General features: G+C 64.5%; 18 protein-coding genes. 9 read left to right on the top strand and 9 right to left on the bottom strand.

What is annotated here, in order from left to right; all coding sequences use genetic code 11:
* Positions 1-194: 194 nt before the first annotated feature.
* On the top strand, positions 195-998 hold the full coding sequence (locus QX128_RS18500) for a response regulator (protein WP_315713838.1): 804 nt from the start codon (positions 195-197) through the stop codon (positions 996-998).
* An 81-nt stretch (positions 999-1,079) separates the two neighbouring features.
* Here the strand turns inward: QX128_RS18500 and QX128_RS18495 are convergent, their stop codons facing one another.
* Positions 1,080-1,709, bottom strand: coding sequence for an energy transducer TonB (locus QX128_RS18495; protein WP_316238173.1), 630 nt, complete (start codon positions 1,707-1,709; stop codon positions 1,080-1,082).
* Between the two features lie 200 nt (positions 1,710-1,909).
* Here QX128_RS18495 and QX128_RS18490 point away from each other — a divergent pair, with 200 nt between their 5' ends.
* Positions 1,910-2,350, top strand: a complete 441-nt coding sequence (locus tag QX128_RS18490; protein WP_316238172.1) for a hypothetical protein — start codon at positions 1,910-1,912, stop codon at positions 2,348-2,350.
* Between the two features lie 57 nt (positions 2,351-2,407).
* Here the strand turns inward: QX128_RS18490 and QX128_RS18485 are convergent, their stop codons facing one another.
* The 3 genes from QX128_RS18485 to QX128_RS18475 form a co-directional block, all read right to left on the bottom strand.
* The gene (locus QX128_RS18485) at positions 2,408-2,851 is read right to left on the bottom strand and encodes a hypothetical protein (protein WP_315804715.1); all 444 of its coding nucleotides are present in this window, start codon (positions 2,849-2,851) and stop codon (positions 2,408-2,410) included.
* Between the two features lie 103 nt (positions 2,852-2,954).
* A complete protein-coding gene (locus tag QX128_RS18480; RefSeq protein ID WP_316238171.1) occupies positions 2,955-3,326 on the bottom strand; it encodes a YqjD family protein in 372 nt (123 codons plus the stop codon).
* An 80-nt stretch (positions 3,327-3,406) separates the two neighbouring features.
* A complete protein-coding gene (locus QX128_RS18475; RefSeq protein ID WP_316238170.1) occupies positions 3,407-4,525 on the bottom strand; it encodes an AI-2E family transporter in 1,119 nt (372 codons plus the stop codon).
* Positions 4,526-4,747: 222 nt separating this feature from the next.
* Here QX128_RS18475 and QX128_RS18470 point away from each other — a divergent pair, with 222 nt between their 5' ends.
* Together QX128_RS18470 and QX128_RS18465 are read left to right on the top strand one after the other, a co-directional pair.
* Entirely contained in the window at positions 4,748-5,500 is a 753-nt protein-coding gene (locus QX128_RS18470; RefSeq protein ID WP_316238169.1) for a L,D-transpeptidase, read from the top strand.
* Positions 5,501-5,515: 15 nt separating this feature from the next.
* Positions 5,516-6,175, top strand: a complete 660-nt coding sequence (locus QX128_RS18465) for a DUF2865 domain-containing protein (RefSeq protein WP_316238168.1) — start codon at positions 5,516-5,518, stop codon at positions 6,173-6,175.
* Positions 6,176-6,188: 13 nt separating this feature from the next.
* On the opposite strand, the gene QX128_RS18460 is transcribed toward QX128_RS18465, so the two are convergent.
* Positions 6,189-8,282 (bottom strand): methyl-accepting chemotaxis protein, encoded by a 2,094-nt coding sequence (locus QX128_RS18460; protein WP_316238167.1) that lies wholly within the window; start codon positions 8,280-8,282, stop codon positions 6,189-6,191.
* A 175-nt stretch (positions 8,283-8,457) separates the two neighbouring features.
* Here QX128_RS18460 and QX128_RS18455 point away from each other — a divergent pair, with 175 nt between their 5' ends.
* Positions 8,458-8,613: a Thivi_2564 family membrane protein gene (locus QX128_RS18455; RefSeq protein WP_315804721.1), complete on the top strand. Its 156-nt coding sequence runs from the start codon at positions 8,458-8,460 to the stop codon at positions 8,611-8,613.
* A gap of 64 nt (positions 8,614-8,677) precedes the next feature.
* Here QX128_RS18455 and QX128_RS18450 read toward each other — a convergent pair whose 3' ends face one another.
* Positions 8,678-10,840: a malate synthase G gene (locus QX128_RS18450; RefSeq protein ID WP_316238166.1), complete on the bottom strand. Its 2,163-nt coding sequence runs from the start codon at positions 10,838-10,840 to the stop codon at positions 8,678-8,680.
* A 1,143-nt stretch (positions 10,841-11,983) separates the two neighbouring features.
* On the opposite strand from QX128_RS18450, the gene QX128_RS18445 reads away from it, so the two are divergent.
* The gene (locus tag QX128_RS18445) at positions 11,984-13,807 is read left to right on the top strand and encodes an AIPR family protein (protein WP_316238165.1); all 1,824 of its coding nucleotides are present in this window, start codon (positions 11,984-11,986) and stop codon (positions 13,805-13,807) included.
* Between the two features lie 233 nt (positions 13,808-14,040).
* On the opposite strand, the gene QX128_RS18440 is transcribed toward QX128_RS18445, so the two are convergent.
* On the bottom strand, positions 14,041-14,769 hold the full coding sequence (locus tag QX128_RS18440; protein ID WP_315804727.1) for an MgtC/SapB family protein: 729 nt from the start codon (positions 14,767-14,769) through the stop codon (positions 14,041-14,043).
* A gap of 371 nt (positions 14,770-15,140) precedes the next feature.
* Here QX128_RS18440 and QX128_RS18435 point away from each other — a divergent pair, with 371 nt between their 5' ends.
* On the top strand, positions 15,141-16,124 hold the full coding sequence (locus tag QX128_RS18435) for a cytochrome-c peroxidase (protein ID WP_316238164.1): 984 nt from the start codon (positions 15,141-15,143) through the stop codon (positions 16,122-16,124).
* Positions 16,125-16,573: 449 nt separating this feature from the next.
* Here QX128_RS18435 and cysC read toward each other — a convergent pair whose 3' ends face one another.
* Together cysC and cysD are read right to left on the bottom strand one after the other, a co-directional pair.
* Positions 16,574-18,490: an adenylyl-sulfate kinase gene (gene cysC / locus QX128_RS18430; RefSeq protein WP_316238163.1), complete on the bottom strand. Its 1,917-nt coding sequence runs from the start codon at positions 18,488-18,490 to the stop codon at positions 16,574-16,576.
* 15 nt (positions 18,491-18,505) lie between these two features.
* Positions 18,506-19,330, bottom strand: a complete 825-nt coding sequence (cysD, locus tag QX128_RS18425) for a sulfate adenylyltransferase subunit CysD (protein WP_316216480.1) — start codon at positions 19,328-19,330, stop codon at positions 18,506-18,508.
* A 204-nt stretch (positions 19,331-19,534) separates the two neighbouring features.
* Here cysD and cysG point away from each other — a divergent pair, with 204 nt between their 5' ends.
* Both cysG and QX128_RS18415 read left to right on the top strand, forming a co-directional pair.
* The gene (gene cysG, locus QX128_RS18420; RefSeq protein WP_316177272.1) at positions 19,535-20,965 is read left to right on the top strand and encodes a siroheme synthase CysG; all 1,431 of its coding nucleotides are present in this window, start codon (positions 19,535-19,537) and stop codon (positions 20,963-20,965) included.
* Complete coding sequence (locus QX128_RS18415) at positions 20,966-21,280, top strand: DUF2849 domain-containing protein (RefSeq protein WP_315804731.1); 315 nt, start codon at positions 20,966-20,968, stop codon at positions 21,278-21,280.
* The last annotated feature ends 2 nt before the right edge of the window (positions 21,281-21,282 follow it).

Raw genomic sequence — 21,282 nt, 5'->3', positions numbered from 1 at the left:
ACCTTTTCCACGTTTCCCCGAGAGTTAAGTCCCTGAAGCTTCAAGAATTATTCTCGCCACCGAGAGGGTCTGTCGGGAACTAATGCGACGGGGCGATAAAAGTTCCACGCGTTTGGGGAACTTTTCGTCGCTTCAGGCGTAATCAGCGCATTATGGAACCCGGGCGGAAGCCCAGATGACCGAATGGAGTGGGGATGAGCCGATCACAGCTTGTTGCTGAACATTTGCCGCTGTTGCGCCGGTATGCGAGGGCCCTCACCGGCAGCCAGGGTTCCGGAGACGCCTATGTCGGAGCGATGCTCGAGGCCCTGATTCAGGATCCGGCGCTGCTGGACGAGCGCTATGGACCGCGGGCGGCCCTGTTCCGCCTGTTCACGCAGATCTGGAATTCGGTGGCGCTCAACGACGACGCAGAAGTGGCGACCCTGCCGATGCCGCCGGAACGGCGGCTCTCGAATATCACCCCCTTACCACGCCAGGCCTTCCTGCTGCTCTCGCTCGAGGGTTTTCCCGAGGAGGAAGTGGCCTTCATCCTCGACATCGACGTCGCTGAAACCCGCCGGCTGGCGGATGCTGCCGGACGGGAGCTCGCCGCCGAAATCGCTACCGATGTGCTGATCATCGAGGACGAGACCTTTATCGCGATGGACCTCGAGAGCCTCGTCAAGAATCTCGGCCACAACGTCATCGGCGTGGCCCGCACTCATGCCGATGCGGTGGCTCTCGCAAAGAACAAGAAGCCCGGTCTGATCCTGGCTGATATTCAGCTCGCCGATGGTTCGTCCGGCCTGGACGCTGTCAACGAGCTGCTGCGCACCTTCGAGGTACCGGTGGTCTTCATCACCGCCTATCCGGAGCGCTTCCTCACCGGTGAGCGGCCCGAGCCGGCGTTCCTGATCTCCAAGCCGTTCCAGCCGGCCATGGTGTCGGCGGTGGCGAGCCAGGCGCTGTTCTTCCAGCGCAATTCGCGCAACCGGATGCCGAAGCCGGCAGCCTGATCAGGCCACGCGTGCACGATCCTGTTCCGGCGCGTTCCTCGTGGAGCGCGCCGGCTTCTTTTGCAGCATCGAATTGCGAGATCAGCAGCCGCGGCACACCCCGCCGAGTCGTGCCTTCAGGACCGCGTCACTCGGATCGATGTCCGTCTGCAAGATTTGCGACGTCCGCCGGGGCGCGAAAACGATCGGCACGAGAAACGTCAGATCCCCATCCGCCAGCTCCGGCGGAGGTGGGGCGAATGGCTGGGCGCGCCGGACCATGGCGAGCGCCTCCTGGTCAAGCGCGGGATCGCCGGTCGTTTCCGCCAGCACCGCCGAGATGAGATGACCCTCGCGGTCGATGTGGAACAGGACCTTGGCCGTCCCGCCCTCATCCGAAGCCCGCAGTGGATAACGGCGCTGAATCTTCAATTGTGCGACGAGATTCTTGATCCAGGTATCCTTGGCGCTCTCAGCCGCTCCCATCGCGGGAAACAGGCACAGGAGAGCCAGCGCCAGCCCAAGCCCCTTCCGCACGCCATCCAACGAGCTCAGCATCCCCGCCCCCATGCGCGGACGATGAACGTGGCCGCGCCACTGCCACATATACCTCAGGGGAAAGCGGATAAAGCGCCGGGAATGTCGGGCTGGGATCCGATCGAGCAGATGGATCAGAAAAGAATGCGGGGCACCGCCGGCATCACCACGGCGGTGCCCCGCGTCGCCGGTCAATGGGGCAGGGGGAATAACCGGCTGCCAAGATGACGCGCGACCCAAAAAGTCGTTCCGCGTGAGATCGAATTTTTTGACGCCACGAATTTGAAGAATGTCGCCGCAGTTTACACACGGTTAAGTGATTTGCCCGACCGAGAACCCAGTTCCTGCGACTTACGTTGGTATGCCGATCGCCTTGCGGCGAGGGGAGCAGAGACATGTCGCAGACCAGGAAGGTTATCGTTTTGGGTTCGCTTGCGGCTTCCGCAATGCTCGTGGGTGCAATGCAACTGGCCTCCGGCCATGATCTTGGCGCCAACCTGCCGCTCCAGAACTCCGCCCGCGAGACGATCGTCGCGACCGCGAACGACGTGAACCGGGCCGCCAAGTCTGACCGCGCGCAACAAAGCGGTACTGTGGCGCCGTCACAAACTGTGTCGATCAAGCTGGCAGCCTTCGCGGAGACGTCCTTCCTGGTGCGGCTTCCCGTCAACCCCGCCGCTGTGAGCGCGGGCTCGTTGCCGTCGCCGCAGGGATCGCAGCTCATCACCACCGGCAACGAGCGGCAGGGCGTCAAGCATCCGGTGGCGTGCGAGCCGTCGGTGTCGGTGCTGACGGAGATCGCCAAGCGCCTGCAACCGGGACGGTGTGTGACTTAGTTGATAGCAGCTTGCACCCGATCCGCCGCCTAAGCACTCGATCAACGCCTTGGATCCTCACTCTGCGGGCGTTTGCTCCTCCGCCGCTGGGCGGCTGACCATGAATCCGAGCGCCAGACCGCCGACGGCCAGAATGGGAATCAGCCGCTTGATGCCGATCATGCGGACGATCTGCAAGCCGCTGGCCAGCAGCATCGGGTCTGCAAAAGCCGATTGGACCGCCGACCGCGCCGTTTCCGCGCTTCGCGCGGCACGGCTCTCGATCGCGCGCTTGCGCGCCATGTAGCTGATCGCGGCGATCAACGTCACCACGAAGAAGATGGCGGCACCGGTGAGGCACGCGGCCACGAGCCCGTATCGATCCAGGACGGCGACGAAAGCGGCGGCGCACAGAAAGCTCGTGGTTACGAACAGTCCGACCGCTGCAGCGATTGCGAGCGACGTGAGCCTAACGGCATGCCCGGTCGATTCCTGGAAGTCCGCAATCAGGCGCTGCAGCATGTCATTCCCTCCCGATCTCATTCATCTGCGCAACAGACTCAAATCGGCGCCGAAGACGCGGCGCCGAAACGAGACAAGCCTCTGGATTTCAGGGGCCAAATCCTCAGCGTCTCCAGGCGGCGCCGATGAGAAATCCAAGTCCGAGCGCGAGACCCACGGTGGCGAGCGGACGCTGCGAGATCACGTCCTCGAGGCGCTCCTCCAGCGAGTTCGCGGCCTCCTGGGCCGCACCAAACATGGCCGTGCCGCGCTCGGACATGTCGTCGAACGTCTGGTCCACGTTCTCGCGCGCCTGTCGATAGCCGCTGCGGGCCTGCTTGCTCGCCTGCCCGGCGAAAGCATTCAGCGCGTCGGTGATCTGTTCGGTGAGAGCTGCGATATCGTTTTTCACGGCGTGGACATCCTTCTGCAGGCGTTCGTAGTTCGCTTTGTCGACGAGATCTTTCAGGGCGGTCTCACCGTCAGTCGGTGGCATGGCAAGCTCCCGGAGCAAGGTGATTGCGTCTGCTCGACAAACGCGGGGTCTCAGCCGAAGTTCCGACGCTGGAAACCGAATTAGTCCGCCGGCAGTTGCGGCGTATCGTCCGGCAGCAGATGCTCTTTGACGATGAGGGCGACGATCAGCAGCGGCGAGGCGAGGAAGGCTCCCATCGGGCCCCACAGCCAGGTCCAGAATGCCAGCGCAATGAACACCGCGAGTGCGTTGAGCGCGAGCCGCCTGCCGATGATGGTCGGCGTGACGAAATGGCCTTCCATGAAGGTGATCACGGCGAAGATGGCGGGCGCGACCATGCCGGCGCTCAGGGTCGGGAATGCGACCGCGCCGACCAGGACGAGCACCGCAAACATTGCGATCGGGCCGATGATGGGGATGAAGTTCAGCGTCGCTGCGAGCGCGCCGAGCCCGGCGGGGTTTGGCATGCCGGCGATGGCGCAGGCGAGGCCTGCGGCGATGCCGACCCCGGTGTTGATGAGCGTGACCGTCAGCAGATAGTTGCCGAGGTGCAGTTCGAGCTCGTTCAGGATGCGCAGCGTCCGAAGCCGGGCCTCATGATCACCGAAGGTCATGATCAAGGTGCGCCGCAGGTCGCGCCAGCTCGCGATGAACAGCACCAGCGTGGCGAAGAACAGCAGGAATTCCGTGAAGGTCGGCGACAGGAATTCGATCGTCGGTTGAACCCACTCGAACTTGGGCAGCTCCAGGCTGGTTGAGGCCTGCGCGCTTCCACCGCCGATCGCCGCCTGCATTTCGTGCCACAGCGCCAGCGGCCGATCGAAGACGTGCAGCTTGGCCTTGAGCGTCGTGGCGAGCTCGGGAAGGCGATTGGTCCAGTCGAGGACCGGCGCCGAGATCAGGCCGATGATGAAGGCCAGTCCCGCGGCAACGGCGATCACGATCAGCACGGCGCCGACGCCGCGCGGCACGTGGTGGCGTTCGAGAAAGTTGGCGGCCGGCGACAGCATGGTGCCGACCACGAACGCCATCACGATCGGCAGAAAGAACCCGCGGGCGACGTAGAGAACGCCGGTGACACAGATCGCGGTAAGAATCACGAGCGCGATGGCGACGACTTCGGCCCGCCTGATCACAGGAGGAAGCTCGTGGCGGCTTTCATCCAGCGCCGCGCCTTCGCTCCCGCTCGCGAGCAGCCGCTCGGTGGGAAGTACACGCACCATAGGTCCCCCCGATCGGGTCGTTCGCGCACAGTTCGCGTGATGACGTTCTTCTTTCGCCTAACTGGCGAGACGGCGCCGGGTTCCGTCGCGAGAACGTGACAGCAGCTACGCTTGACTGACGCAGGGCGACCACAGCGGAGCCGGAACTGCGGCGAGCCGTTCGGCGTTTGGAAGGCAATCATGCATCGCACCGCGATGCTCGTCTGACAGGGGCACTCCATGACACAGCTCGTTTCCGGCCATCGCAACCTTTCGCGGCGGACCGCTTCGCTGATCGTCGGCGTCGCGGTTCTTCTCGTCGCGGGTCCCGCCGCGTCTCACGCGCAGAGCCTCGGCTATGCGCCGGTCGAGCAGCAGCTGGCCTTCCCGCCCGACCAGGCGACTGCACCCGCCGTGGAGCAGGACGAGGACAGCCAGCTTCCGAACCGGCTTCGTCGCACGATCGTCAATCTGGATACGCGGGAAGCGCCGGGGACGATCATCATCGATACCGCCAATACCTACCTGTACTACGTGCTCGGCGGCGGTCGCGCGCTGCGCTATGGCGTTGGCGTCGGGCGCGAGGGCTTCACCTGGTCGGGTGTGCAGACGGTGACCCGCAAGGCGGAATGGCCGGACTGGCATCCGCCGGCGCAGATGATCGCGCGCCAGCCCTATCTGCCGCGTTTCATGGCTGGCGGTCCCGGCAATCCGCTCGGCGCGCGGGCCATGTATCTCGGCTCCAGCGAGTATCGCATCCACGGCACCAACGATCCGACCACGATCGGCAAGTTCGTGTCCTCGGGCTGCATCCGCCTGACCAATGAGGACGTGAGCGACCTGTTCAGCCGCGTGCAGGTGGGGACGAAGGTCGTCGTGCTGCCGAAGGCCGCATCGCTGCAGGCGAGCGCGAATTCCGCCCGGGCGCCGCGCGTGACCTCGCTGCCGTCGGGGCGTCAGGCGATGTCGCTGCCGGTCTCGGCCATCAACTGATCTGGGAGTGGGACGATGAAGGGTCGACGTGCACTCGCCGCCATCGCAGTGGCAACCATGGCAACCGCGGGTGCGTTGGCGGCGCCGACCTCGGCGGGGGCGCAGGATTTCTTCTCCGCGCTGTTCGGCGGCTTCAACGCGCCGCAGCGCCAGGCGCCCTACATCCGGATGCCGTTCGCCGACGAGGCGCCACCGGCGCCACGGCCGGCCCCGCGGGGCGATGTCAGCTATCGCGGCGGCAGCAGCAGCGTCGCCTGGTGCGTGCGCACCTGCGACGGGCGCTACTTCCCGCTCGGAGCCACCGGCGACCAGAGCAAGGAAGCCGCCTGCAACAGCTTCTGCCCGGCGTCCAAGACCGAGATCGTCTACGGCAGCTCGATCGACGCCGCCGAGACGGATGGCGGCAAGCCATATTCGGCGCTGCCCAACGCCTTCAAGTATCGCACCGAGATCGTCGACGGCTGCACCTGCAACGGCAAGGACCAATTCGGCCTTGCCAAGGTGTCGATCGACAACGACCCCACCTTGCGCAAGGGCGACGTCGTCGCGAGCGACGACGGCCTCAAGGTCGCCAACCGGACCGGCAGCGGCAAGCGTGCCGAGCTGAACTTCTCGCCGGCGCCCGCGGCACTGCGCGCGAAATACGAGCGCGCGCCGGTGATGGCGTCCGACTGATCCTGCGAGGTCGTCAGGCCGCGCGGATCTTGCCGAGGAAGTCCGTGACCTGATGACCGAGGTTCCTGCTCTGGCTCTCCAGCGTCTCTGAGGCATTGCGCACGTTGTCGGCGGCCGCCGCAGCCGCATCGGCGTCCGACTTCACGCCTGTGATGTTGTCGGAGACGTGCTTGGTGCCGTCGGCCGCGAACTGGGTGCTGCGCGAGATTTCCTGCGTCGCCGCCCCTTGCTCCTGCACCGCCGCGGCGATCGCGGTCGCCACCTCGTTGACCTCGCCGATGATGCCGCCGATGCGCTTGATCGCGTCGATCGCGTCATTGGCGACACGCTGGATGTCGGCGATCTGCTCCGAGATATCGTCGGTCGCCTTTGCGGTCTGGCTCGCCAGCGTCTTCACCTCGGAGGCGACGACGGCAAAACCCTTGCCGGCCTCACCGGCGCGCGCCGCCTCGATGGTGGCGTTCAGCGCCAGCAGGTTGGTCTGCGAGGCGATGCTGTTGATCAGCCCGACCACCTCGCCGATCCGGTTCGCCGACTGCGCCAGCCCCTGCACGGTGCCGTCGGTCATGCGGGCCTGCTCCACCGCGCGGCTGGCGATCCCGGCCGCATGCGACGCCTGCTTGCTGATGTCGGCGATCGAGGCATTCAGCTCCTCCGCGGCGGAGGCGACCGTCTGCACGCTCATCGACGCATCGCTGGAGGCCTTCGAGGCCTCCTCGGCGCGGGCGTTGGTCTGCCGCGATACGTTGGTCAGGCCGGCGGACGTCGCCTGCATGTCGGTGGAGGCGCGGCCAAGCTGCTCGAGCGAATCGCGCACCAGCCCCTCGAATTCGCTCACATAGCTTTCGATCGCCCGCTGGCGCGCAACCGTCGTTTCGTTGCGTTGGCGCTCCTGGGCCTCGATCGCGAGCTTGTCCTTGGCCTGCTGCTTGAACGTTTCGAGCGCGCCCGCCAGCGCCCCGATCTCGTCCTGGCGCTGCATGTAGCCCGTCTCGACGCTGAGGTCGCCGCCCGCAACCGCCAGCATGGCATCGCGCATTCTGTTGAGCGGCTGGATCACCCGGCGGCTCACCAGCATCAGCGCGGCGCCGCCGATCCCGGTCGCCGCGATGAGGAGGCAGAGTTCGATGCCGAGGGTCCGCATGGCGGCCGCATGCTGCTCCTCGATATAGGTCCTTGCGGTTTCAAGCGCGGTCTCGGCGACCGCAACCGCGGCATTGAGGCGCCCGACCGTGAACGGGCTCCATTTGTTGGCGACCATCTCCGGCGTCTCGCCGCTCGCGACCGCGTTGACGAGGCGATCCCTCAATGCGGTGTATTCTGCGTCGAAATAGGCCTTGCGCGTGGCCTCCAGCGCCGCCGTCATCGCGGCCGGCCATTTTGCGCCGGTGGTCGCCAGTTCGAGCGCCTTCCATGCGGCCTCGGCGCCGCCGACCGCCTTGGTATAGTTCAGCCGCGCCTCGGGCGTGATCTTGCCTGCGGCGAGCCCGTTCGAAACCAGGAAGGAGGCGTCGCCGGCGGTGTTGCGCAGCAGCCATGCGATCTGCTTGATCTGCAGCAGTTGATCGATGGTCGGGTCCGCATGGTTGACCTCGGCGGCGAGGATGGCCTGGATCTTCTCCAGCGTCTCCAGCAGCCTGTCCTCGGTCTGCATGTATTCCTTGCCGAGCGCCAATCGGCGCGACGCCTTCGGCTTGGCGACCTCCAGCCAGAATTCCTTCTGCTGATCGCTCAGCGTCGTCAGCAATTGCTGGAATTGCGAGAGCAGCGCCGCCTTGTCGGCAAACTCGATGCCCGGAAGGATGCCGAGCGCGCGGCCCATGGACGGCATGGCAACGTCACGCAGGGCGCGGACGTATCGCTCGGTCTCCGGTTCGACCTTCTCGTCCACGGTCACCATGCGGTTCGAGGTGGAGCGGTCGGCCCGCAGCTTGTCCATCGCCTTGAACATGCTTCCGGAGGCATCGACGATCGAGGTGATGCGCGCGGTGAGCTTGAGCTGCTGCCACGAATAATAGGCCCGCGAGGCGAACAGGCCGACAAACAGGCACGCCGTCACCAGGATGATGGCCTTCAACGTCGTGGAAATGGTCAGGCGGTTCAGCATGTTGATCTCCGATTCACCGCATTCGACCGCAAACCGGTAAAAATCTGGATGAGGGGTGGCTCCGTGGAACTACGGAGACGGCCCAGGGCGCTCACGGTTCCGGGCGCGGAACTACCAGCCCGCGAGCGGGTTAGCTGACCAACGCCAGCGCATCTTTCTCGCCAAGGGGCTCTTCATGCTGATCAGTGCACTCGTCACCTTTCTCGTCGTCATCCTCATTCTCTATTTGATCAACCTGCTGCCGATCGACGGCCGCGCCAAGCAGATCTGCCGCGTGATCGTCATCGTGCTCGGTGTGATCTCGCTGCTCCGCTTCATCGCGGTGATATGATACGGCATCATGTTACCTCCGACTGATCAAAAAAAGCCCCGGCGGATGGCCGGGGCTTTTCGCATCAGGCGTTTGCCTTCGCTTCGCGGCGCCGCGCCGTGAGAATGTATTCGGTGTAGCCGTTCGGCTGGGTGCGGCCTTCGAACACGAGGTCGCAGGCCGCCTTGAACGCCACGCCGTCGAACGACGGCGCCATCGGCTGATAGAGCGCATCGGCAGCATTCTGCTTGTCGACCACGACGGCCATGCGCTTCAGCGAGTCCATCACCTGGTCCTTGCTGACCACGCCATGGTGCAGCCAGTTGGCGAGATGCTGGCTGGAGATGCGCAACGTCGCGCGGTCCTCCATCAGGCCGACATCGTGGATGTCCGGCACCTTGGAGCAGCCGACGCCCTGGTCGATCCAGCGCACGACGTAGCCGAGAATGCCCTGGCAGTTGTTGTCGATCTCCTGGCGGACGTCGTCCGGCGCCCAATTCGAGTTCGACACGGGGATGGTGAGGATGTCGCCGAGCTTGGCGCGCGGGCCACCCTTGGTGAGCTCGGCCTGGCGGGCGTGCACGTTGACCTGGTGATAGTGCAGGGCATGCAGCGTGGCCGCGGTCGGCGACGGCACCCACGCCGTGGTGGCGCCGGCGGAGGGATGGCCGATCTTCTGCGCCAGCATGTCCGCCATCTTGTCGGGCGCCGCCCACATGCCCTTGCCGATCTGGGCGTGGCCGGGGAGACCGTCGATCAGGCCCATGTCGACGTTCCAGTCCTCATAGGCCTTGATCCAGGGCTGCGCCTTCATCTCGTTCTTGCGGATCATCGGACCCGCTTCCATCGAGGTGTGGATCTCGTCGCCGGTGCGGTCGAGGAAGCCGGTGTTGATGAAGACGATGCGCTTCGACGCCTGCTGGATGCAGGCCTTGAGGTTGACCGTGGTGCGGCGCTCCTCGTCCATGATGCCGACCTTCATGCTGTTCTCCGGCAGGCCGAGCATCTTCTCGACGCGCGCGAACAGCTCGACCGTCAACGCGACCTCGTCCGGGCCGTGCATCTTCGGCTTGACGATGTAGATCGAGCCGGTGCGGCTGTTCTTGACCTTGGAGTTGCCCTTGAGGTCGTGGATCGCGAGCAGGCCGGTGACGGCGGCGTCGAGAATGCCCTCCGGCACCTCCTTGCCCTCGGAGTCGAGCACGGCGTCGGTGAACATGTGGTGCCCGCAATTGCGGATCAGCAGCAGGCTGCGGCCGTGCAGCGTGAGGCTGCCGCCGGACGGCGTGGTGTAGCTGCGGTCGCTGTTCAGCGCGCGGGTGAGCGTCTTGCCGCCCTTCTCGAAATCGGCCGACAGGGTGCCGTTCATCAGGCCGAGCGTGTTGCGGTAGACCAGCACCTTGTCCTCGGCGTCGACGGCGGCGACCGAATCCTCCATGTCGAGGATGGTCGAGACCGCGGCTTCCAGGATCATGTCGGAGACCCCCGCCGGATCGTCCTTGCCGATGACATGGCTGCGGTCGATCACGACCTCGACGTGCAGGCCGTTGTTGGCGAGCAGGATCACGGACGGCGTCTCCGCCGAGCCCTGATAGCCGGCGAACTGCGCGGCGTCCTTCAGCGCGGTGGCGTTGCCGCTCTTCAGCTTGGCCGAGAGCTGGCCGGCAATGACGCTGTAGGCGGTGACGTCGGTGTGGCTGCCGGTGGCGAGCGGCGCGGCCGTATCGAGGAAGGCCTTGGCCTTGGCGATCACCTTGTCGCCGCGGGCCTTGTTGTAGCCCTTGCCCGCTTCGCTCGGGTCATGCGGGATGGCGTCGGTGCCGTAGAAGGCGTCGTACAGCGAGCCCCAGCGCGCATTGGCCGCGTTCAGCGCGTAGCGGGCGTTGGTCAGCGGCACCACCAGCTGCGGCCCGCAGATCTTGCCGATCTCCTCGTCCACATTGGCGGTCTCGACCTTGTGCGTGGCCGGCTCGGGCAAGAGGTAGCCGATCTCCTGCAAAAACGCCGTGTAGGCGCCGAGGTCGAACGCCTTGCCCTTGTTGGCGAGGTGCCAGGCGTCGATCTTGTCCTGCAGGGCGTCGCGGAAGGCGAGCAGCTCGCGATTTCGGGGGCCGAGATCGCGCAGGATCGCGGCAAGGCCGGCCCAGAACGCGTCCGGATCGATCCCGGTCTTCGGCGCGGCCTCCTTGGCGATGAAGTCGAACAGAACGGGGGCGATCTTCAGTCCATGGGCGTCGATACGGGTCATGATGAGACGTTTCTCTCGAAAAAGGGCGACGTTGCGCGCGAATTGGGCATGCTGAATGGCCGCCTCGAAGGCGGCGTGTGCAGTGCATTTAGCGCCAAAGCGGAGGTCACGAAAGGGGGGAGGGGTATCGCAGTTGGTCGGGGGAGGGCGTCGGTTCCGAGATCGGGGGCGAGGGGCCGATCCTGTCGATCCGGTGTTGCGGAAGTCCGCGGCATTTGCTCCGGCCTCCGCCGTCGTTGCGAGGAGCGAAGCGACGACGCAATCCAGACTGTCGCTGCGGAGATGGTCTGGATTGCTTCGCTTCGCTCGCAACGACGCCTGAGGTTGCATCTCGCTGCTCATTTGGATCGTGCGCTTGCGAACAGTCGCCAACGTTCTCGCGGCGCCTGTTGGCGTCCGAGCTTTGCCAGTTGAACGCCTCTGCTAACGAGAGGCGCAGGGAAGGCCGGGTGCAGGCTGCACCCATGGCCCGCCTGCAGAAAAAAATGCAGGCGGCAGTCACCACAGGTACGAGCCGGACATCCGGCCTTCCCCGCGCGATGGATTTACGGTTGCTCCGTGGTCTCCCCGGTGCGCCGGGCTTTCTGGTCACCGTTGCCCGCGCGACGCGTGAGCGTCATCGCAGGCGTGGCATCAGCGTCGGGATGCCAGGACCCCACGGCTTGGCCGTGCGCCTGGGACTGTCCGCCAGCATGATCGCTCACGCCGCAGCCCAAGACGCCCACCGCATCCCGCACCCGACGTCCGTGACGGTCGCGAACTGTCCCTCGTGTGGGACGGGATACGGAAGAGTAAAGCACGAATTCTGAAAAAAAGAAAGAAAAAAGTTCGTGGTGAGGGCCCGTTCGGGTACTGCGCTTGAAGGCTTCACAAAAGGACTTGTCGGGGCGATTCTCCGGAGCTTACGCGTCGGCTCTGACGGCTCGGCCGAGAGATGTTCGAAGGATGAGTATACTCAGGGGAGTTGCCTTCGGATGCCTTGTTTTAGATAATCAAATCGATCATGGGCGCTGCATGGTTTCTATAGGCCGGCGATCCTCGGCCAAACGTTGTTGCCCGATTGCTTGGACCAGCATTTAAGGGGCGCCTGAGCGGGCCAAAAATGATGAGAACGCAAAATCAGAGATAGAAGATAAGGGGACCTTGCTCGACTTCAGCCGTTTGATCAAACAGACAATAGAGACTTGGAGCCTTACGGTGGCGATAACGGACCAGAACATTGATCAAGCTTTTTCTGACCTTAGACGTATTTGTGGAGGTAACCGCAATGATTACTTCGCTCTTCTGTATTTAATGAACGAGTTTGGACTCGATCGGGAAATCGCCATCGAGCAAGTGGCGTTCGGCGGGAACGACTATGGGGTAGACGGCTTCCACTTTGACCAGGCGAAGCGGAATTTTTATCTGTTCCAGTTCAAGTGGTCGCAATCATACGAACAGTTTAAGTCTTCGTTCAAGCGATTGACTGATTTCGGTATGGAGCAAATTTTCGGGGCACAGAACCAGGATCAACATCAAAATCAGTTGCTGATGCAGATCAAGAGTGCCCTTCTAGAAAACGAAGCAATTATTGATCGCGTTTACATTCATTTTGTTTTCACCGGAGATCCAACGGAGGCCGAGCGAAGCCAGGTCTTGGACAAGTTGCGCGAGGACCTTGAAAACAAGAAGTATCTTGTCGACCAGCGCTTTGGCCGCCCCGTAACAATGGTTATTGAATTTCGCTCTGCGCGCACGCGAAGAGTTGGATCGGCTGCCCACCTTCGTAAAACGCACAGTTATCCTATCGAGCTGGATGCAACGGTTTGCCGGGAAGGGCCAAGAGGCGAAAAGATGACGGTCGGATTCATCCGACTCGCAGACCTTCACGCAATGCATAAGGAAATGGGTCCGAGATTCTTCGAGCGAAATATCCGCGCCGCGTTGCCGGAAGACAAGGCCGTAAACCGATCTATTCAGCAGTCGTTGAAGAAAATAGTCATCGACGATAGGGATAGCGCAAAGATCTTTGCGTTCAACCACAACGGAGTTACTTTGTTCGCGGAGAATCTTCAATCTCAAGACGGTAGTTTCAAAATAACCGAGCCGCGGCTGCTTAACGGAGCGCAGACCGTTACCACGTACGGTCGCTTTCTGAAAGCAAATGAAGGCAATAAGAAGCTCTCTGATCGCGAGGGTACCTTGAGTGAGCTTCGGGTGATGTGTCGTATCATTACCGATGCAAGCGCTGACTTTGTCACAAGCGTCACAATTAACAACAACCGGCAAAATCCGGTTGATCCTTGGAGCCTACATGCGAACGATCTCATTCAGTTGGAGTTGCAGGATAGGTTCCGAGGTGAGCTCGGTATTTATTACGAACGACAGGAGCAGGCGTTCACTAGCCTTAGCGATGAAGAGCTGGACGAGCAGGGGATAACCGAGCATCGGGCTGTGGAGCTAACGAAGCTGGCTCGTACATTTTTGATTGTTGATGGTGAAATTGATAAGCTTGCTCGGTTTAGAGAAGTTTTTGAGGATGAGCGAATTTACAGCCAAGTTTTTAGTGAAGGTCGGTTGAAGTCTGATCTAAGGAAAATCGTCCTCTGCTACAAGGCTCAGTTTCGGCTTGGTCGAATCAGCTTGGATATCGTTGATAAGGGGGCGAACAAATACGCATACGTCCTTCGATCTCGAAATTTGTTATGGGCATTACTCTGCCAAGCGATACTTAATGATCCCAAGTTGGAAGAGCGCGCGGAGAGATTTGGTCGAGGTTTAAGCCTGGAGGCTCAGTATACCGAATGGCTTTCAGCGTTGGCAACGACGCGATGCCGCTTCATCCTGGCTGATCTTGTGGCTGATAAGGCATATGCGAGCAAGGTAGCTGAAGGAAACTTCAGCTTTATGCGTAACAATGCTGCCTACAAACGAGCCATGGAGATCGCTTACAAGCGGTGGGGCTGGGTCGAGAAACGTGCGAGATGACCAACGGGGGTGGATCTACTGACGGCGGTCATTGCGGTGGGCGTTTTCGTATTTGATGCGAGCGCGGTGCCTGCGGGTGACGCACGGTGGTATGGCCGTCAAACGTCCCGCGCCAGACATCGCACTCGCTCGGCTCGATGTGGTGGGCACACCTCGCCTAAGGCGCCGCGTTGCTCGCCCTACGCGCGCGATCATTGATTCGGACTGTTCGCTAGTCTCATGCTACTCCTCCCTCACGCCCGCGACGGCGCGAGGCGGAATTCGACGACGTCTTCCGCGCCCGACAGGTCGCGCGCCATCTGCGCGGTTTCGAACCGGCCGGCGGCCTGCAGCACCAGCTCGAAATGGAATTGACGCTTCGTCTCGCTGTATTCGTAGCACCAGTCCAGCACGTCGAAGCCATAAGCCCGCATGCATTCGCGCAATTCGGCCTCGCTCGGCTGCAGGCCATGGCGATAGACGACCGACAGCGACAGCGTGGTCTGGTGCGGCAGCCATTGCTCGACCGCGCCGAGCAGGGTCATCGCGGCCAGAGACAAGGCCGTAGCGCACAGCGCGGTGCCGTAGAGGCCGATGCCGATAATGATGCCGATCGCCGACGTCATCCAGATCGAGGCGGCGGTCGACACGCCGCGGATGGTGAAGCCGTCCTTGATGATGACGCCAGCGCCGAGGAAGCCGATGCCGGTCATCAGGCCCTGGATCACGCGTGTCGGATCGGACACGGTCGGCGACACCGCGATGCCGCCATACCAGCTGCCGGGAAAACCGTTGATCGCCGTCAGCAAGGTCGATGCGACGCAGACCAGCGCATAGGTCCGCATGCCGGCCGCGCGTCCGTGATAGGTGCGCTCGTAGCCCAGCAACAGGCCGACGGCCGCAGCACCCATCAGGTGCAGCAGCAGAATTCCGTTCGTCTCCAGCTCCGCCCTCGACCAATAGGCCGCCAGATGCTCCATCATGCGCCTCGACAGCGTTGCTGCGCGTGCCGTGAACTGTGCGGATGAAGTGCTAATTTCTGCTTGCAGATCGTCCGGCGGCCCGATGGCCAGGCTGGCGTCCAAGAGCGAACCAGCGCACTCCTCCGTAGTTCTTCGGGCAGGATGTGACCACGCTTGGCTGCGGCGATCGCTGTGCGCCGATGTCGCGCGTCATGTCACGAGGCCGACTCGTGGCCGCGCTGCGGACGGCACCTCGGCGAGGCGCTCGCAGGCGGGCGCGATGTTGTCGCTCGATCCCGCCTGCGCCGATTCATTGCCCCCGCACAGTCCCACTTCGGACGTAAAGGCTATCGATAACTAATTGCATCTAGCGGGGTGTGGGGAGACGCATCATGTCGTTCACTGGGCTGCGGTCGATCGTCCTGTGCCTCGGTCTGCTCGCCGTGCCCGCCCTCGCCGCCGACATGTCGACGGCGCCATACCTTGCGGCGGCTCCGGAAAAGCCGACCTTGCTGCAAATGCTCGCGTCGGCGCTGAAGCCGAAATCCGCGCACCCGGCCGTGCCCGAGTACAGGCCGAGACTCCGCCAGGCCGCGGCGAAGAGGAGGCCGAAGGCCTCAGCACCTATCGTGACCGAGGAGCCGGTGGCCTCGCCCACTACCGTCGGTGCGGCCGTGGCGGCACCCGCGCAGCTCTCCGAAGTGGAGCTCGCCGCCAAGGGGCTGGAGCTGTTCAACGACGCAAGCCTCTCCGGCGGCGGCAAGGCATCCTGCGCCACCTGTCACTTCTCGACCGGGCACACCAACAACAAGACCTATGTCGGCCTCGACGTGGTCGCCGACGGCGATCCCAACGGCCGCAATACGCCGACGCTGTGGGGCGTCGGCGAGCGTGCGGTGTTCGGCTGGGCCGGCCAGGCGCCGACGCTGGAGGACAGCATCCGCGGCATCATCGTCAACCGCATGAAGGGGCCGGAGCCGTCGCCGGAGACCCTGGCGGCGCTGGTCGCCTATGTGCGCACGCTGAACTATCCGGCCAACTGGCAGGTCAAGGAGGACGGCACGCCGCGGGAGGATGCCAGCGCGGCCGTCAGGCGCGGCTATGAGCTCTATATCGGCGACGGCGGCTGCGGCACCTGTCACCAGCTGCCGAGCTTCGACAAGAAGAGCAAGGACGACATCGGCACCGGCGGCAAGTTCAAGGTGCCGACCCTGCATGCGGCCGCGTCGACCGCGCCGTATTTCCACGACGGCCGCACGGCTTCGCTGCGCGACGCCGTCAAGCTGATGTGGGAGTTCTATGCCAAGAAGATGGAGACGCGGCTGCCGACCGAGGCCGAGCTCGACGATCTCACCGCCTATGTCGGAGCGCTGTAGGCGGCGGGCCGGAACTAACAATCGTCGTCGCGGCGATACCTCGCCGAAGATCTGCGATGACTGGGCCTCATGGTTCTCAAGGCGATGCGAGAGCATCGCCTGAACGCGCCGAAGGCGGCGCTCCTCACCATGAGTGGCAAGCGCCGGACTGACGCTGCACGCGGGGCCATGGATACGCTGATCGCGTGTTCATGGAGAGGGTTGAGACTTCCGCCCGCGTCCGCAATTCGCTCTTCTCGGAATGCCGGTCCCCCTCACCCTGAGGAGCTCGCCGAAGGCGAGCGTCTCGAAGGGCGAGGCCACAGTGGGGCCTCGTGGTTCGAGACGCCCGCCTTTGGGCGGGCTCCTCACCATGAGGGGTCAGCTCCGAAGCCAGAGCTGCACATTGGGTATGAAGGACGGTTTGGGGCAGGCCGCCTGCTACAAGCTTTGGGAGCTTGTACGGCGCCTCAGATATTCGCGCCGAGATCGGCGATGTCGTCGAACAGCACTGATGTCCGCGACAGCAGCGCCTCGAGTTCGTCGGTGGCGTCCGCAATCCCGCGCGTCGCGGTGTCGATGACGAGCTCCGCATCGAGCGGCGGCTCGTAGTCGGTGCCGATGCCGGTGAAGTTCTGCAAGGCGCCGGCGCGGGCCTTGGCGTAGTGGCCCTTGGGGTCGCGGCTCTCGCAGATCTCGGCGGCGGTGGCGACGTAGACCTCACGGAACAGGTCGCCGGCCACGCGGCGCGCAGCCGCGCGGTCCTCGCGCGCCGGCGACACCGCGGCGACGATCGCGATGTGGCCGTTGCGGGCGAGATGGGTCGCGACCTCGGCGAGGCGGCGGATGTTCTCGGCGCGGTCCTCCGGCGTGAAGCCGAGATCCTTGTTGAGGCCGGCGCGCACGGTGTCGCCATCGAGCAGCACGGGCGCGCCGCCGCGGCTGAACAGCCGCCGCTCCAGCGCACGCGCCAAGGTCGACTTGCCGGCGCCGGGCAGGCCGGTCATCCAGACCACCGCGCCCTTGTGGCGATAGCGGTCGGCGCGCTCCTGCGGCTGCAGGGCCGATTCCACCGGCATGATGTCGACCGGCGCGGCGCGCTTGCCGGCTGCGATCGACAGCACCAGTCCGCCGCCGGCGATGCGGCCCTGCACCTCGATGACGAGGCGGCCGGTGCGCGCATTCTCGGTGTAGGGATCGACGGCGACCGGCTGGGTCAGCGCGATCTCGATCTCGCCGACATGGTTGCGCGCGATCGACGCGTTCTGCTCGTTGGACAGCGAGCCCGGATCGACGGCTTTCTCGATCGCGACCACGCTGCCGCGCGCCTCGCGGGTGCCGAGCCGGACCAGGATGTTGTCGCCCTTGGCGAGCGGCTGGTCGTGCAGCCAGAAGATGCGGGCGTGCAGCCGGCGCGCCGCCTGCGGCTCGCGGCCGACATGGGCGATGACGTCGCCGCGCTCGATGAACAGCTCGCGGTCGAGGGTGATGCCGACCGAGCGGCCTGCGCCTTGCGGCGTGGTCACGGGGGTCTGCGGCCAGCCCTCGACGGTCTTGATCTTGGCGATCTTGCCGGCCGGCATGATCACGATCTCGTCGCCGGCGCGCAATTCCCCGGCCTCGACGCGGCCGGCGACGATGCGGCGATCGTCGAACTTGTAGATCGCCTGCACCGGCAGGCGCAGCGGCAGGCTCGACAGCGGCTTGGCCGGCTCCAGCCCATCGAGCGCCTCGACCACGGTCGGGCCGTCGTACCAGCCGATCCGCGACGTTAGCGCGGCGACGCCATCACCGTCGCGCGCGGAAATCGGGATCACGGCGACCGGCTTGACGCCGAGGCCTTCGAGATGCGCCGAGATCTCGGCTTTGATCGCATCGAAGCGGTCCTCGCCGAAATCGACACGGTCCATCTTGTTGACGACGACCGCCACCTGCTTCACGCCGAGCAGATGCAGCAGATAGCCGTGGCGGCGGGTCTGGTCGCGCACGCCCTCGAGCGCGTCGATGATCAGCACCGCGCCGTCGGCCTGCGCGGCGCCGGTGATCATGTTGCGCAGGAATTCGGCGTGGCCGGGCGCGTCGATCAGCACGACCTCGCGCGCATTGGTGCGGAAGCGGATCTGCGTGGTGTCGATGGTGATGCCCTGGTCGCGCTCGGTCTGCAGCGCGTCGAGCAGGAACGACCATTCGAACGGCATGCCGCGGCGGGCCGAGACGGCCTGCAGCATTTCGAGCTTGCCCTCGGGCAGGCTGCCGGTCTCGTGCAGCAGGCGTCCGACCAGGGTCGACTTGCCGTGATCGACATGGCCGACGATCACGATGCGGACCTGGGGACGGGTGGTGCCGTTCGGTGTGGCGGGAGCGGCGGCCGGGACTCTCATGTTCATTGCCTCAGGCTCCGCTCACAGATAGCCGGCGACGCGCAGCCGCTCGAAGGCGTCCTCGGTCTCGTGGTCGAGCGCGCGTCCGGCGCGCTCGGGCACCTTGGTGCTTTCGAGCTCGGCGAGAATCTCGGGGATGTTCGAGGCGTTGGACGCGACGGGGAAGGTGATGTCCTGGTCGCCGAGCGAGCGATAGCGCTTGCCGTTCTTCGACAGGTACAGCGGGATGATCGGGATGTTCTCCCGCGCCGTGTAGGCCCAGATGTCGGCCTCGGTCCAATGCAGGATCGGATGGATGCGCAAGTGGGCGCCCTGCGGCGGCGAGGCGTTGAAGTGATCCCAGAATTCCGGCGGCTGGTCGCGCACGTCCCAATGGCCTTCGGCGCCGCGCGGCGAGAACACGCGCTCCTTGGCGCGCGTCGCCTCTTCGTCACGGCGGATGCCGGCGATCAGGCCATCGAAGCCGTGCTTGGCGAGCGCCATCTTCAGGCCTTCGGTCTTGCGCGCAGCCGAGCGCGCCGCGGGCGGCAAGGTCGGATCGACGGCATCGATCGGCGGGCACGGCTCGATCTTCAGGTCCAGGCCCCATTCCTTCGCGTAGGTGTCGCGGAAGGCGTACATCTCCGGAAACTTCTTGGCCGTATCGACATGCATGGCCGGAAACGGCACGCGGCCGAAGAACGCCTTGCGCGCCAGCCAGATCATCACGTTGGAATCTTTTCCCAGCGACCACAGCAGCGCCAGCTTCTTCAGCCGTGCAAAGGCCTCGCGAAGGATGTAGATGCTCTGCGCCTCCAGCTCATCGAGATGGTCCATCGTCGGCGCGGCGTTGAGGACGCGCGGCATGGAAGATGCTTGCTCGATCTCGGAGGAGGGCAACCGATCTCTGGAAACGTCGTTGGTGAGAATGTGCATGCTATCAGCCATCGCCTGCCTGGGAGAAAATTCTATGGCGAAGCCAAGGAATAATTTTCTCTTTACGTCGTAGGCGAGACACTTATATAGAAAATAATTCCAGTCAACCCCGAAGTGCCGAAGCTGAAGAACGCAATGCAATATCTGCCGGTGTTTCTCGACCTGAAGACCGGCCCCGTGCTGCTGATCGGTGCGGGCGAGCTCGTGCGCGCCAAGCTTCGCGTGTTGCTGTCCGCGGGCGCGCGGATTCGTTGGTTCGCCACCGACGGCGACTTCGATCTCGCGGGTCTGCGCGATGAGCACGGCCAGATCGAGCGCGCCGAAGGCGACCCGCTGAGCGCCGATCTCACTGGCGTCATCGCCGTGCTGTGCGCAGGCGCCGGCGACATCGGCGTGGCGATGTCCGCGCGGGCACGCAGCGTCGGTCTGCCCGTCAACGTGATGGACGACCTCGCGCATTCCAGCTTCATCTTTCCGGCGATCGTCGATCGCGGCGATGTCGTCGTGGCGATCGGCACCGGCGGCTCGTCGCCCGTCGTGGCACGCCGCGTGCGCGAGCGCATCGAGGCGCTGCTGCCGGCGCGGATCGGCGAGCTCGCGGGCTTCATCGGCGACTTCCGCAAGACCATCAATCCGCTGATTGCGGAGATGCCGCTGCGCCGCCGCTTCTGGGAGCGCATCGTCGACGGCCCGATCGGCGCGCTGGTGCTGGCGGGGCGCAAGCAGGAGGCCGAGGCGGCGCTGCACGGCATTGCCGATCCCAGTGCTTTTGCGGGCGCCGATCATGCCGGCCGCAGCAACGGGCATGTGACCCTGGTCGGCGCCGGTCCGGGCGATCCCGATCTTCTGACCATCAAGGCGCTGCGGGCGCTGCAGGACGCCGACGTCGTGTACTACGACGAACTCGTCACACCCGAGATTCTCGACCGCATTCGCCGCGATGCTTCGCGCGTGCCGGTCGGCCGCAGGGTCGGCAAGCCCGGCATCGGCCAGGATGCCGTCAACAAGCTCTTGATCGAGGCGGCGCGCGAGGGCAAGCGCGCGGTCCGGCTGAAGGGCGGCGATTGCTTCGTGTTCGGCCGTGGCGGCGAGGAGGTCGACGCGCTGCGCAAGGCGGGCGTGTCCTACACCATCGTGCCCGGCATCACCGCCGGCCTCGGCGCCGCCGCGCAGTTCGAGGTGCCCTTGACCTTCCGCAGCAAAGCGCTGCGCATCACCTTCCTCACCGCGCACAAGGAGCGCGATGCCGAGGCGGTCGACTGGTCTGCGCTGACCGACACCAAGATGACCGTCGTCGTCTATATGGGCATGACCGCGGCGCCGGCGGTGCGCGCGGGGCTCCTCGCCGCCGGCCGCTCGCCGCAGACGCCGGTCGGCGTGTTCGCCAAGGTGACGCGCCCCGATGCGCAGGCCGCGGTCGGCATGCTCGATCAGTTGCCGGATCTCGTCGGCCAAATCGATGGCGGCCCGGCCATCCTCATCATCGGCGACGTCGTGGCGCACTCCGCGCCGTGGCGTCAGCAGACTCTCAGTGGCGTGATCGCACAACTCCTGGAACCCGTCTGAATGACCTCCCCGCTGCAACAGAAGATCAAGATCGCCGGTCCCTCGATCATCACCGCGAACCGGACCTGGGACGGCGCGGTGATCTACCGCACCGGCGCCAAGAGCTGGTCGGATGAGCTCTCCGATGCGGCGATCGTGCGCACCGCCGACGAGGCGCGCGCCCTGCTGACCGAAGCGGTGGCCGACGATCTCGGTGCGATCGGTCCCTACATCGCCCCGGTCGAGGTGGGCGCCGACGGTGCGGTCAAGCCCGGCAACATGCGCGAACACATCCGGCTGACGGGCGCTTCCATCGCGCTCCCGGCTCAAGCCTGAAG

Source organism: Bradyrhizobium sp. SZCCHNR1015, from assembly GCF_032489875.1.
Taxonomy (GTDB): Bacteria; Pseudomonadota; Alphaproteobacteria; order Rhizobiales; family Xanthobacteraceae; genus Bradyrhizobium.
The sequence above is the reverse complement of the archived record's forward strand: the minus strand, read 5'-3'. Positions and strand labels throughout refer to the sequence as shown.

Bases quoted from the DNA above. Each gene is read 5' to 3' on its own strand.
- QX128_RS18455 (WP_315804721.1), top strand. From the start codon at position 8,458: ATGCTGATCAGTGCACTCGTCACCTTTCTCGTCGTCATCCTCATTCTC.
- QX128_RS18450 (WP_316238166.1), bottom strand. From the start codon at position 10,840: ATGACCCGTATCGACGCCCATGGACTGAAGATCGCCCCCGTTCTGTTC.
- QX128_RS18465 (WP_316238168.1), top strand. From the start codon at position 5,516: ATGAAGGGTCGACGTGCACTCGCCGCCATCGCAGTGGCAACCATGGCA.
- cysC (WP_316238163.1), bottom strand. From the start codon at position 18,490: ATGAACATGAGAGTCCCGGCCGCCGCTCCCGCCACACCGAACGGCACC.
- QX128_RS18480 (WP_316238171.1), bottom strand. From the start codon at position 3,326: ATGCCACCGACTGACGGTGAGACCGCCCTGAAAGATCTCGTCGACAAA.
- QX128_RS18485 (WP_315804715.1), bottom strand. From the start codon at position 2,851: ATGCTGCAGCGCCTGATTGCGGACTTCCAGGAATCGACCGGGCATGCC.
- QX128_RS18415 (WP_315804731.1), top strand. From the start codon at position 20,966: ATGACCTCCCCGCTGCAACAGAAGATCAAGATCGCCGGTCCCTCGATC.
- QX128_RS18500 (WP_315713838.1), top strand. From the start codon at position 195: ATGAGCCGATCACAGCTTGTTGCTGAACATTTGCCGCTGTTGCGCCGG.
- cysD (WP_316216480.1), bottom strand. From the start codon at position 19,330: ATGCCGCGCGTCCTCAACGCCGCGCCGACGATGGACCATCTCGATGAG.
- cysG (WP_316177272.1), top strand. From the start codon at position 19,535: ATGCAATATCTGCCGGTGTTTCTCGACCTGAAGACCGGCCCCGTGCTG.
- QX128_RS18435 (WP_316238164.1), top strand. From the start codon at position 15,141: ATGTCGTTCACTGGGCTGCGGTCGATCGTCCTGTGCCTCGGTCTGCTC.
- QX128_RS18490 (WP_316238172.1), top strand. From the start codon at position 1,910: ATGTCGCAGACCAGGAAGGTTATCGTTTTGGGTTCGCTTGCGGCTTCC.
- QX128_RS18460 (WP_316238167.1), bottom strand. From the start codon at position 8,282: ATGCTGAACCGCCTGACCATTTCCACGACGTTGAAGGCCATCATCCTG.
- QX128_RS18470 (WP_316238169.1), top strand. From the start codon at position 4,748: ATGACACAGCTCGTTTCCGGCCATCGCAACCTTTCGCGGCGGACCGCT.
- QX128_RS18440 (WP_315804727.1), bottom strand. From the start codon at position 14,769: ATGATGGAGCATCTGGCGGCCTATTGGTCGAGGGCGGAGCTGGAGACG.